9 protein-coding genes are annotated in these 13205 nt (G+C 53.3%); 7 read left to right on the forward strand and 2 right to left on the reverse strand.

Annotated elements, in window-relative coordinates:
* The first annotated feature begins 150 nt into the window (after nt 1-150).
* The 6 genes from GA0061071_RS14075 (at nt 151) to GA0061071_RS14100 (ending at nt 7000) form a co-directional block, all read left to right on the forward strand.
* On the forward strand, nt 151-1824 hold the full coding sequence (locus GA0061071_RS14075; protein WP_088237873.1) for a DUF6138 family protein: 1674 nt from the start codon (nt 151-153) through the stop codon (nt 1822-1824).
* Nucleotides 1821-2450: a hypothetical protein gene (locus GA0061071_RS14080; protein WP_088237872.1), complete on the forward strand. Its 630-nt coding sequence runs from the start codon at nt 1821-1823 to the stop codon at nt 2448-2450. The genes GA0061071_RS14075 and GA0061071_RS14080 overlap by 4 nt, the downstream gene beginning before the upstream one ends.
* An 86-nt stretch (nt 2451-2536) precedes the next feature.
* Nucleotides 2537-2992, forward strand: a complete 456-nt coding sequence (locus GA0061071_RS14085) for a transcriptional regulator, SarA/Rot family (protein WP_061496406.1) — start codon at nt 2537-2539, stop codon at nt 2990-2992.
* 27 nt (nt 2993-3019) lie between these two features.
* Complete coding sequence (locus GA0061071_RS14090; RefSeq protein ID WP_061496405.1) at nt 3020-4198, forward strand: HlyD/EmrA/EmrK family protein; 1179 nt, start codon at nt 3020-3022, stop codon at nt 4196-4198.
* Nucleotides 4199-4208: 10 nt separating this feature from the next.
* The gene (locus tag GA0061071_RS14095; RefSeq protein WP_088237871.1) at nt 4209-5744 is read left to right on the forward strand and encodes a DHA2 family efflux MFS transporter permease subunit; all 1536 of its coding nucleotides are present in this window, start codon (nt 4209-4211) and stop codon (nt 5742-5744) included.
* 20 nt (nt 5745-5764) lie between these two features.
* Nucleotides 5765-7000, forward strand: a complete 1236-nt coding sequence (locus GA0061071_RS14100; RefSeq protein ID WP_061496399.1) for an MFS transporter — start codon at nt 5765-5767, stop codon at nt 6998-7000.
* Nucleotides 7001-7110: 110 nt separating this feature from the next.
* On the opposite strand, the gene GA0061071_RS14105 is transcribed toward GA0061071_RS14100, so the two are convergent.
* Together GA0061071_RS14105 and GA0061071_RS14110 are read right to left on the reverse strand one after the other, a co-directional pair.
* Nucleotides 7111-8751, reverse strand: a complete 1641-nt coding sequence (locus tag GA0061071_RS14105; protein WP_088237870.1) for a methyl-accepting chemotaxis protein — start codon at nt 8749-8751, stop codon at nt 7111-7113.
* A gap of 326 nt (nt 8752-9077) precedes the next feature.
* Nucleotides 9078-11051, reverse strand: a complete 1974-nt coding sequence (locus GA0061071_RS14110; RefSeq protein WP_088237869.1) for a methyl-accepting chemotaxis protein — start codon at nt 11049-11051, stop codon at nt 9078-9080.
* A 903-nt stretch (nt 11052-11954) separates the two neighbouring features.
* Here GA0061071_RS14110 and GA0061071_RS14115 point away from each other — a divergent pair.
* A complete protein-coding gene (locus tag GA0061071_RS14115; protein WP_061496392.1) occupies nt 11955-13148 on the forward strand; it encodes a zinc-dependent alcohol dehydrogenase in 1194 nt (397 codons plus the stop codon).
* The last annotated feature ends 57 nt before the right edge of the window (nt 13149-13205 follow it).

The raw sequence follows: 13205 nt of genomic DNA on the forward strand, positions 1-13205 counted from the left end.
TGCGAGGCAACGCGCTGACGCGTCAGGGCTGGCCTCGCTTACCTCGCTCAAGATGGCAGTGGCGGGGCTTCGCGTCCCACTATATTCCGCACTTGTGTCTTCAAAATCATCGGGTTATAAAAACAACTCACCACAACAAAGGATGATGTGATGGCTGTCGTTACCCCGTTTCCCGTTGAACGTGCGCTGGCGGTGGTTAACCGCTGGTTTGATGAAACCGCCGCCCGACATGCGCCCTCTCAGGCTGCCTTTCCCATTGAAGATAACCCCTTGCGCGCGGCGGAGTATGCGCTGACCGTTAATTGTGATGCACAGCGCATCACGCTGGAGAGTGATGCCGAACGGTTTCGGGAAAACGACGCGGATTCTGATGACTGGCAGGGTAGTCTGACAGCGGAAGAGGTGAACAGGGTCTGGATACCGGCCATCACCTCGCTTATCGAACAACGGCTACACGCCGCGTTTAACTACTACCGCTTTCGCGTTGACGCGCGTTTCGCCACCTGCGATGGCCTGCTGGCTGTCACCTTGCTGGATGTGGTCAATACAGCGAAAATCGCCCAGCTACGCTGCGCAATGGAGACCTGGCAACGCCGGGTGCTGGAAGAGGGCAATGCCCCAACGGATACCCACTCAACGCTGTTTTATTGCAGTAATGCGCTCAATGCGGATTTGTACCCGCAGCCAGATATTGCCGGGTTGCTGCGCGGCTGTGCGCGCATTGAGGCGTTAAACCGCAGCCATCCCGCACTGGCGGAACATCGCCACTGGATCGTCTTCCAGTTAAGCGAATGGGTCGAACAGCACTTTTTACCCCACTACTTTACGGTGGAAAAATCGGGCTGGGGCGAGTGTCATTATCACCTCAAGCCACAGGCGACTTTACTCGTTGATAGCGAGGATGGCGCGCAACCACTTGATCTGCTGCTGTATGTGGCGGTGCTGATCCTGCGTTTTGAACCCAGCTACAGTAAACCGACAGGCTTGCAGTATCTGGCCCTGGCGCAGCAATTAGGCAGTGAAAAAGCCGGGCGATATCTACGGGAGGGCAGCGGGACGCTGGCGAACTGTGAACACCGGAGTCCGCTAATGCACGGCTGCGGCAATGACGTACTGGCGCACATTACGCTACATATTCGCGAGGAGTCCAGTGCGGCGTATCAGCAGGCTCTCGACTTTATTATGCGGCTACTGGAGCAGGGGTTCCCGCGCCATTACCACATTACACTGAAGTCGACTGTGAAAGCCTTTTTGCCGGTTAAAGGCCTCGCGCGCTCTGATACGCACCGTTTTTTTGCTAATGCGCTGCGCTACCCTGAACTGCATGGGGTGCTGGAGCGGTACGCGCGTGTGGCTATCCATCAGTATGAATGGTATGCCGATGCGGAAGCGGAAAAAAATTGCATGCCCGGTAGCTATGCTGTCTTTGGGCTGGCTCTGACCAGTGAGCGTTATTTCCCGCTGCTCTGCGACTACATGGCGCAGGTGGATGATGAACACCAATCCGTACAGGATGCCTTTATTCACGCCTTTATCGGGCATTACAGTTTAAATGAACAGACGCTGCCGGTGCTGGTCTGTTGTTTATGCCGCGCCACCGATGCGCTGAAGATCAAACTCCAGTCGCAACTGGATGATGAATCCCTCCTGCGTCTGCTGGCGGCGCAGCTGACACGTTTACCGTCTCACCGCGCCGAACATATTCTGTCGCTGGTGTGGGGAAAACGCGATAAGGTCGTGAAGCTGGCGGCCAAAGCCGACGGCGGCAAACAGAGTCTCTACCAGGCGCTGCTGCGTGCGGCGGACAAGGACGATAAAGTATGAGTTATATCGACGGTTACGATCATGAACTGATTGGTCAGTTAGGGTATTTACCCATTTACCATCCACTGGAGAAGATCAACGGAGAAGGATGGGGAGCCTACGATTTTAGCGCCACACCGGAGAATTTAGTGCTTGGCGGCGGCAGCGGCGAGCATCCGGGGCTGGTGGTGCACCATTTGCCAATGCTGGTAACCCGCTTTCTGTATGCGCAGTTGAGCGATGCGGAAGAAGCAATGTTAACCGACGGGCAGAAAGCGTTTTTAGATGATCTCTATTATGCCGGGGAGGCGCTGGAGTTTTGCTGCTGGAGTGTAGCGGATTACGCCCGTTTGCAGACCATGGCGGAGAGCCCGACCTTTATGAACCCGGTCACCGCTGAAGAGCGGGTCGAGAACTGGATTGAAAAGTCACTGGGTGAACTGGTCTGGTATGCGCTACCCGACCTGAACCCGCACCACCAGGCATTACAGGATATCTTCCAGCGTTTTGATATATATCCTGCGATGCGCAATGTCACCATTGAACCACCGGGCTACCCGCCAGGGGGTGGCAGAATCCTCGAAAATGGCCGCGTGAAATGGGGCCACCGTCGTTGGCATGGTGGGCAGACGGAACGGCAAAACTGACAAAACGTGCGGTCTTCTTGACACTCCCTTGACAGTTATCTGCCTGGTCAGTAATTTCAATTGTAATTATTGACCAGGCAAATATCATGACAAACTCTACTGATATTCCCACCCCCCGGCTTCATCTTGGTTTGCTGATCCACCTTGCAAACCAGTTCAAAGATCAGTTGATCAGCCACTATTTCTCCGCGACCGACATCACTGCGGCACAGTTCAAGGTACTGATCAGCATCTACAAAGGGTTCAACAGCCCGGTGGAAGTCAGCAAAAATCTGCTGATGGATGCAGGGGCCATGAGCCGCATGCTTGAGCGCATGGTGAAACGTGAGTTAATTGTGCGTAACACCAATCAGGAAGATAAGCGCCAGGTCATTCTTGGATTGACCGACAAAGGGCGGGCGATTTGCGACCGTTTCCAGAATGAGGCGCTGGCCACCATTCTCGGAACGCTAACGGAACGCCTGACACCAGACGAAGCGCAACAGCTTGTTGCGTTGCTGATCAAAATGCTGCCGGATGAGGCCACCCGCCCACATCGCTAAGCTGTCCTGAATAAGGTTACGATAAAGATGCAAACTCCCACTGCCCAACCGGAACGTGCACCGGGTAAACGTAAACGCAACTTTGCCATTCTGTTCATCGTGCTACTGCTGATCGCCGCAGGTTGCTGCGCCTGGTATTTCCTGTATGCCCGTTATTATGAAACCACTGATGATGCGTACGTGAACGCCAACCTGGTGACGCTGACGCCGCAAATCGCCGGTACGGTCACTCAGGTTGCCGTTGACGAAGGTGATTATGTGCAAAAAGGTCAACCGCTGGTGCGGTTGGATCCCAGCGACACGCAAATTGCACTGCAACAAGCAGAAGCCAACCTGGCCAGCACGGTGCGTCAGGTGCGTGGTTTATACAGCACAGTTGATAATTACCGTGCGCAGGTCGAGGCGAAAAAGGTGGCGTTGCAAACGGCGCAAAATGACTATGCGCGGCGACAGAAGATTGCCGCCAGCGGTGCCATCGCCCCGGAAGATCTGGCGCATTACCGTGACGCAGTCACCAGTGCCAAAAGCGATCTTGCTGCCGTGCAACAAGCGTTAAGCACCAATCTGGCGATGGTGGATGACACGGTTGTTGACAGCCATCCGGAAATCAAAAGTGCCGTCGCTACGCTGCGTCAGCGTTTTCTCGATAATGCGCGTAGCACCATTGTCGCCCCCGTCAGCGGCTTCGTTGCCAAACGCGCCGTGCAGCTTGGTATGCGAGTTGACTCCGGCACGACGCTGATGTCGATTGTCCCGCTGGATCAGGTCTGGGTTGATGCCAACTTTAAAGAGAGTCAGATGAACACCATGCGTCTGGGGCAAAAAGTGACGTTGACGGCGGATCTCTACGGCGAAGATGTCGAGTACCAGGGCACCATTGAAAGCCTGGGCATCGGCACCGGTAGCGCGTTCTCATTGCTGCCTGCGCAGAACGCCAGCGGTAACTGGATCAAAATCATCCAGCGTTTACCGGTGCGCATCACGCTTGATCCGCACGATATGGAGAAGCATCCGTTGCGCGTCGGGTTGTCGATGTCCGTACGTGTTGATATCCGCGATACCGACGGTCATCTGTTACCACAGCAGACCGTAGCTGCACCGCGCTTTACCACTGACGTTTACCAGAACGCGCTGGACCAGGCTGATCAACTGGTGGCGAAAATTCTTCATGACAACAACCAGGCGATAGCGTCCAACGCCCGCTAAGAGAGACGTTATGCAAGATAAGTCGGCGTTTACGCCACCCAGCCTGCTGCTGGCGACTATCGCGTTGTCGCTGGCGACTTTTATGCAGGTGCTGGACACCACCATCGCCAACGTCGCGCTGCCGACTATCGCCGGTAACCTTGGCGTCAGTTCCGATCAGGGCACGTGGGTTATCACCTCGTTTGCGGTGTGCAACGCGATTGCGCTACCGCTGACCGGGTGGTTTACCCGTCGCTTTGGCCAGCTCAGGTTATTTGTCGGATCGGTGGCGCTGTTTACCCTGACCTCGTTTCTGTGCGGTTTCGCCCACAGCATGACCGAGCTGATCATTTTCCGTGCGTTACAGGGCTTTTTTGCCGGACCGATGTTCCCGATGTGTCAGACGCTGCTGTTGGTGATTTTCCCCACCAGTAAACGCAGTGTGGCGCTGGCATTGCTGTCGATGGTAACGGTGGTTGCGCCGATTGTCGGACCGATTACCGGTGGCTGGATCACCGATAACTACTCCTGGCCGTGGATTTTTTATATCAACGTGCCGATTGGCATTTTTGCCGCCGTGGTGGTGTGGACGCAACTGCGTGCCCGCGAAGAGACCACCGTTTCATCGCCTATCGATTATGTCGGCATTGTGCTGCTGGTGCTGGGTGTTGGGTTGTTGCAGGTGGTGCTGGATAAGGGCAACGATCTTGACTGGTTCGCCGCGCCGGAAATCATTGTCATGTCGGTACTGTCGGCGATTGCACTGGTGTCATTCGTGATCTGGGAACTGGGGGAACGCCATCCGATTGTTAATCTTCGGCTGTTTAAGGATCGTAACTTTGCCATCGGTACGCTGACGCTGACGCTGGGCTATGCCGCCTTTTTCGCCATTAACATTATTTTGCCGCAGTGGCTGCAAACGCAAATGGGCTATACCGCCATCTGGGCGGGGCTTGCCGCTGCGCCGATGGGTTTTTTGCCGCTACTGCTGACGCCGTTTATTGGCCGCTATGCCAACAAAGTGGATTTGCGCATTCTCGCCACGCTGTCGTTTCTGACCATGGGCGTTTCCTGCCTGATCCGCGCGCAGTTTACTACCAGCGTTGATTTCCGCACTGTGGCGGAAGTGCAGATGTTTATGGGTATCGGCGTGGCGTTTTTCTTTATGCCGATCACCACTATTGTGCTGTCGAACCTGCACGGCCAGGAAGTGGCGGAAGGGTCTGGCCTGGCCACTTTCTTCCGCGTATTGGGCGGTTCGTTTGCGTCTTCTCTGACCACCTGGATCTGGTCGCGACGCGAGGTTTATCATCACGCGTCACTCACGGAGAGCGTGTCGGTCTACAACCCTGCGGCTATGGACTATCTGCATAAGATGGGTGGCGCAACGCAGCAGCACCTGGCGGCGGTGGATAAAACCATTGAGCAGCAAGCGTATATGATGTCGACCATCGACTATTTCTGGCTGTTAGGCTGGGGCTTTATAGCATTGATGGTCGTGATTTGGTTTGCACGTCCTCCGTTTGTGCGTTCCGGTGCGCCGGGCGCGCCGTCGGCCGGGCATTAATTATCAACATGAGAAACGATATGGCACCCGAGTTACCTGGTCGTGATGGGCGTTTATTGCAACACCGTTCGTTTGTGGCGTTCTGGTTGGCGCGAACCAGCTCCAGCTTTGGTTTTCAGATGTTATCAATCATTGTCGGCTGGCAGATTTACTCTCAGACGCACAGCGCGTTCTGGCTGGGGATGATTGGTCTGGTGCAGTTCTTTCCGTCGGTGACGCTGGCGTTGCCGGCCGGGCATATCGCCGACCAGTTTGACCGGCGGCGGGTGGTGTTGCTCGGGCAGATCTGTGAATGGGTGGCGATTGTGCTGCTGGCGTGGTTAACGTGGAAAGGCAATGCCAGCGTCGGCGTGATTTTGCTGCTGATTTTTGTGATTTCGTGCGCGAAAACCCTCGAATCACCGGCCATGGTCTCTATGCTGCCAGCGCTGGTACCGACGGCTATTTTACCGCGCGCAACGGCGGCAAACGCGGTGTCTGGCCAGGCGGCGCAGATTGTCGGTCCGGCGCTCGGCGGGTTTTTGTATGCCGCAGGTGCGGATGTGGTCTACCTCACCACCGCCGGGCTGTATCTGGTGTCGCTGTTATTGGTGATCACCCTGCGTTATGAACAGGCACAGCCGAAACGCACCCCGGCCACGCTCTCATCACTGTTTGCGGGGGTGCACTTTATTCGTAACCGCCCGGACGTGTTAGGGGTTATCTCCCTCGATCTGTTTGCGGTACTGCTCGGCGGCGCGACGGCGTTGCTTCCCATTTTTGCTCACGATGTGCTGCATACCGGGCCGATTGGCTTAGGGTTGTTGCGCAGTGCGCCCGCGGTAGGTGCTCTGCTGGTGGGCTTCTGGTTAAGTCACCGTGCGCTGAATCGCCGCGTCGGGATGATCATGTTTTTCAGCGTTGCCGGTTTCGGCGTCGCCACACTGGTCTTCGCCTTCTCAAGCTGGATGTGGCTCTCCCTGCTGGCGCTGTTTGCGCTGGGCGGCTTTGATATGGTCAGCATGGTGATCCGTGGTTCACTGGTGCAACTGGATACGCCTGATGATATGCGCGGGCGCGTGAATGCGGTGAACTCCATCTTTATTAATACCTCTAACCAGCTTGGCGAATTTGAGTCCGGGATGCTGGCAGCCTGGCTCGGCGCGGTGCCGGCTGTGGCGATTGGCGGCATGGGTACGTTGATTGTAGTGGCGCTATGGATGAAGTGGTTCCCCGGTTTGCGCCATCGCCAGCGTCTGGAAAGTCGTGCAGGGTAGGGCGTAAAACGCAAAAAGCACTGCCACGTGAAATGAGTGGCAGTGAAGGAGCCTGCAACCCTACCGGGAGAGTGGGAGCGGCAGGCCGGCGCGCGAAGCAATAGGCGTTATCAGAAGGTTTCCCATCCGGTATCTCCCGAAGTGGCGGTCGCGGGTGTCAGCCGTGATGTCCGGCTAACGGCGCTGCGTGGCGCAGGGCTGTGTTGTGCGCCGGGCAGGCGGAAGACATTGACCATTTCCTGCAGTTTTGTCGCCTGGTCTTCCAGGCTGCCAGCGGCGGCTGTGGACTCCTGAACCAGTGCGGCGTTCTGCTGTGTGGTGGTATCCATTTCGCTCATCGCCTGGGCAATCTGCGAAATGCCGCGGTTTTGTTCGTCCGATGCGGCGGCAATTTCCTGCATCAGATCTTTCACCTGGGTTACCGAGTGGACTATGCCGTTCATGGTTTCCCCGGCGAGATCCACCTGGCGGGTACCTTCTGCTACCTGCGCCACGGATTCGTGGATCAGGGTTTCAATCTCTTTAGCCGCCTGGGCGCTACGCTGGGCAAGAGAGCGGACTTCACCGGCTACCACCGCAAATCCACGGCCCTGATCACCGGCGCGGGCCGCTTCGACGGCGGCGTTAAGCGCCAGGATGTTGGTCTGGAAGGCGATACCGTTAATCACTGAGGTAATATCGGCAATACGGTGGGAACTGTCGCTGATATCTTTCATCCGCGCCACCGCCGTACTGACCACATTGCCACCCGTGCTGGCGCTGTCGGATGCCGCTATTGCCAGCAGGCTTGCCTGTTGGGCGTTCTGCGCGTTCTGTTTTACGGTCGAGCTTAACTCTTCCATACTGGCGGCGGTTTCCACCACGGCCGCGGACTGCTGTTCAGTACGGGCAGCTAACTCATTGTTACCGACGGCAATCTGGTTTGCCGCTGTACTGACCGAATGCGACGCGGAACGTACCATTACCAGCGCTTCCGACATGCGGTTGAGCAGGGCGTTGAAGGCGGAGATGGCCATGCCGATTTCATCCTGACGACCGGCGTCGAGGTTTTGCTCAAGGTTCAGGTTTTCGCTGATATTGACCATGCCGTCTTTCATCGCGTTAAGACGGTTGCGGATATTAAGCACGGTCAGCAAACCAAAGATACCGAGCACCAGCGTGGCGACCAGCGTTGCCCCGGCAGAAAGGATCATCGAATGCTGAATTAATGCTTTGTTAGCCTGGTTTGACTGTTCAACAAGTTGGGCGTTGTAGGCAATCTGGTCAGTGAAATCTTTCGCCAGCTGGCTAATTTTAGTGGCCACCATCCCCCCGGAACGCATAGTGGCTGCAATGGCGTTGCGATCGTTTGATTCGGAAATTTTAAAATATTGATCCATCACGCCACGGAAACTTTCTAAATCAGCCTGGGTTTTCTTTGATAACTCCAGGTCGTGCTGATCGGAAATCAGGTCACTAAGGTAATGCTGGTGCATAGCGGAAAGTTCATCATAGACTTTTATCGCTTCTTGTTTAATAGCATTCATCTCTGTATCGCTTTCAGCCAGCCCGTGCAAATAGAGCTGCGAACGTACCGAGGTGACTTTAAACATTTCTTTATTCATTGCATCCAGACTGGGTAATATATTGGCCTGGAAATATTCTGTTTCACTGCCGATTTTTGACAATGACATCATGGCGATGACGTTGGTAACAATTAGGCTGATAATTAAAAGCGAAAAGGTCAGTAATAAACGCTTGGTAATGTTCATAAATACTCCCGGTATTGTCAGTGCTATCATTCAATTTTTATGGAAAAAAGGTCAGGCGGGAGTCCTTCCACAACACATTGCCATATCTGTCTGGCATCACAACGAGGCTGTTTTGAGAATATACCTTATATTTACTGATTCTTTTTAAATAATATTGTGGATGGTCTCACAAAAAAAGAAGCTTAAGAAATATTAAGGTATTGAATCTGCAAGATAAATTAATTACTCTGCTACGTTTTATCTCCATCATGGCGCTTATTTCTATTGATATCCCTTTGCCGGCGACCCGTCAAAGGGATAACAAATAAATAACTGGCGTTATTACATTAATGATGCTCATGTCGCGTCGAGAGTTTTTGTAATACCGTAAGCTGTGCAACGGCTTCCTGCATAGCATCCATTCCGGAGGTTAATGCATGCAGGCTACTCAGATGTTTGGCTATATTCTCACGCTCATGGGTTGTTTTATTACTCATCGCGGCAATGGTGTCAGCGGCAGTAATAGAGTGCTGTGCCATATTACTGGCAGTTTCAACGGTATTGTTGGCGACAGCGCGAATACGCGAAATGGTGCTTACTGCCTGATTAATATTTTCTGCCGTCGCATCCGCCTGTTCTTTAGAGGAGTGCGCGAGTCGCCTGACTTCGGTTGCCACCACTGCAAAACCCCGCCCGGCCTCACCGGCACGCGCCGCTTCTACGGCGGCATTCAATGACAGCAAGTTGGTCTGGAAGGCAATATTGCTGATACCGCTGGTAATGTCATTTATACCCGCAGAAATTTTTTCCAGATCGTCCAGCCCCTCGACTAAACGGTTCTGTGCTTCCTGGCTCTGCATGGCGATATCACTGATGGAGCGAATACTGCTTTCGGCCATGCCCAGTGTTTCATTCTGGGTTTGTGTTGCTGCTTCCAGCATGGGCAGTGCTGCCATCAGTGGCGCCAGTTTTTGCTGATAGGCGACCACGCGGTTAATCACTCCGGTCTGGAAATCATTGAGCGCCTCCCAGCGGCGCAGCGCACGTTGGGCGTAATGCCCGGCATAGCTGGCATATTCCACAGGGAAGTGGGTCATGGCTTTGACGTTATGGTTAAAAAATACCAGCGCCGATAAGGTCTGGTTAATCGGCACGCCGAGAATTTCGCCGAAGCTGGAGAAACCCGCCGCCGGTAAGCCTTTAAAGAAATGGGCGTTGTGCAACTGTGACTCGCTGCCGAGGCGGCGCAAGACACAGTCGTTCATCAGGATTGCCGCAGGTTTGCCCAGCGGGGTAATAAAGTTCTTCCAGTCGTGCAGGGTGGCTTGTTTAAAATCGGTCTCTTCCAGCAGATGCAGGCGGTCGCCAAACTCCAGGTCGCAGAAAAAATGCACGCCGTCGTCGTCAATTTTGGCCACCGAGCGGATAAAATACTCATCACCGACTTTTACGCCGAATGTTAATCCCTTCAGCCCCTCTGTCAGGTGCTGCTCATCGCAATGCAAATGTTCCGCCAGCGCGGTCGTGAAGTATTGCTGTTTTCCCTGTTCATCAAAGACTGACGTGACCGTGCGCGCGACCGGATCGGCCTGCGCGATAAGCCAGCTTTTTTTGAGTGGCTTAAAGTTCTGGCTTTTAAAGGGGGCGAAGGATTTACCGGCTGCCATTTTACAAAAAATGATCACCGCTTTGCCTTGCAACACCTTACCGCCCACGCTTATCCACGTACCGTCAAACGCCAGTTTACCGCCCGCAGAGCCGCCAATGGTCAGACATGGAAAACGGCCGCTCTTATACCAGGCCTGCATCAGGAACCCTTCGGACGCGGACAAGCCATCGCAATAGATCATGGCAAATGTGCGGTCTGAAGAGAGCGGCATTTTGACCTGCAACCTGTCCAGCTCTTGCGTAATGGCTTTAATGCGATCGGTCGCGGTATGGGTGTTTTTAACATGTAGATCAACGATATGCACTTCGTGCTCAGCGATCAGATTGTCCGGCAACATCAGCCAACTGCCTTGTTGTCCGGCGCCATCGCAATAGGTGGTTTCCCGGCAACTGCTACTCAGTGCGCCGCTGGAAGAGAGCGTAACAACTGTTAAATGTGAAGAGGAGAAACGCTGCCAGGCCTGACTGACACGGGCATAATCGGCATTGGGCGGCACAAACGTCATCAAAATGCCTGCTGCGTGATTACTTAACCCCGCAGCGGCCAATGTTGCGGGCATAGCCTGACAATCATAAGTACCATTGGCGGGATGGTGACGACCGCGAAGCAGGGAGGCGCCAGGAATTTTTTTTATCGCCGTGAGTACAGACATATTTCACCTTTGTTTTTATTGGGTTAATCAACAAATTGTAGGGCGGACATCCTGGTGAATTTATGGGGCTAAACGGCTAATCCTTGCGATAGCGCTTATGGTATTAATCGTAAGTCTGCGATCTATTTTTTATTATTCATTCTGCAATGTTATCGCCTATCGCTTACAAAACTTTAATAGATTATTCACAAATGCTGCTGCTCTCTTGGTCGGATCATTATTATTTGTTTGGTGCCGGAAATTGTGCTGTCGACAATGTGATCTTGCTCATAAGAACATTCTCAATTCATGGGTTGTACTGGGAATAATATATCCCTTAATTATGAAGCGGTTGGTTTCCTGCCAGTTTTCACTTCTTTTTTAGTCAGTTGATTAAGTCGTTATTTTAAGGCGTAAATATTTTTCAGCGCCATCCTGCGCCAGGATAATGGCCCTCTCTTCATCAAAGTGCTGTTGCGGTGGTGAATGTTTTGCTCACTTTCTAAGCATAGATAACGTGAATACCGTACTGATAAATGTGAGTCGACAGTGACGGGAAAAAAGAAACGCCGCTGGTTCTGTCCGTTAATAACCCTTCGTGAATGTTCCCGATAATAAAAAAAGAAAGCTAGCGAAAATTTTCTTTTTTATCAGGTGATGATTTATTTTTTACGCCGTTGCGCTTGTTGTTTTTGTATTATTGTTCTATGCATGTTCGTTTCTGTTGTTATCTTGTTTTTGCTCTATTCTTTATAGGGTGTTGATGATTTGCATGGCGATTTTTAAATAGTCAGGGCATCAATGTTTTTATCATTCAGTAAAAGGTAGTGAGTGCATAAATGATTATTTTTGTGTTTATGCTCGCTCATTTTTATTACGGCTTCGTCAGTCAGTATTGGCTTGTTATTTACGGGAGAACACGCAATGAGAGCACTTACCTGGCATGGTCCGCATCGTGTGAAAGTTGAAAACATGCCCGATCCGGCTTTAGCCGCGCCGGACGATATCATCCTGCGCGTGACGGCAACCGCGATCTGCGGTTCCGATTTGCATCTTTATCGCGGCAAAATACCCGGCACGCATCATGGAGATATTTTCGGGCATGAATTTATGGGGGAGGTCGTTGAGGCAGGCCCCGAAGTGAAAGCCGTCAGCAAAGGCGATCGCGTGGTTATCCCATTTGTTATCGCTTGTGGAGACTGCTTTTTCTGTCGTCTGCAACAATATGCTGCGTGCGAAAAGACCAATAGTGGCAAAGGCGCGACGCTGAACCGCAAAACCATTACGCCGCCTGCCGCCCTCTTTGGCTACAGCGATATGTATGGCGGGATACCCGGCGGTCAGGCCGAATATGTGCGGGTGCCAAAAGCCAATACCGGGCCATTTAAAGTGCCGGATACCCTGCCGGATGAGAAAGTCTTATTTCTCTCCGATATCCTCCCTACGGCCTGGCAGGCAGTTAAAAATGCTGAGGTCAAACAGGGCTCAAGTGTTGCGATTTACGGTGCAGGGCCGGTGGGACTGCTGACGGCGGCATGCGCGCGACTGAATGGCGCAGAACAGATTTTTATCATTGATCATAATGATTACCGGCTGGCGTTCGCACAGCAACGCTACGGCGCAATCCCCATTAACTTTGATAAAAACGACGATCCTGCCGCCTGGATAATTGAGCAGACGCCGGGCAATCGGGGCGTGGACGCGGTGATTGATGCCGTTGGCTTTGAAGCGAAAGGGAGCCTGACCGAAACGGTGCTAAGCACCTTGAAAATCGAAGGCAGCAGCGGGAAAGCGCTCAGACAGTGTATTGCTGCTGTGCGCCGCGGTGGAATTGTCAGCGTGCCTGGTGTGTATGCCGGGTTTATTCATGGCTTCCTGTTCGGCGACGCCTTTGATAAAGGCCTCACCTTTAAAATGGGCCAGACGCATGTTCACGCTTACTTACCGGATCTGCTTAACCTGATTGAGCAAGGGCATCTGACGCCAGAAGAGATCGTCACACACCATATGCCGCTGGAAGAGGCGGCGCGTGGTTATGAAATCTTCGAAAAACGCCAGGAAGAGTGCCGCAAGGTGATCCTGGTGCCAGGCATGAGCGCCGCAAAGGCGACACTGTAAGTTGGTTTCACGGCGGTGGAAGTCAGCACCGCCCTATTTACACAGAGGGAGGAAGTG

The sequence above is a fragment of the Kosakonia oryzendophytica genome, from assembly GCF_900094925.1.
Classification (GTDB): domain Bacteria; phylum Pseudomonadota; class Gammaproteobacteria; order Enterobacterales; family Enterobacteriaceae; genus Kosakonia; species Kosakonia oryzendophytica.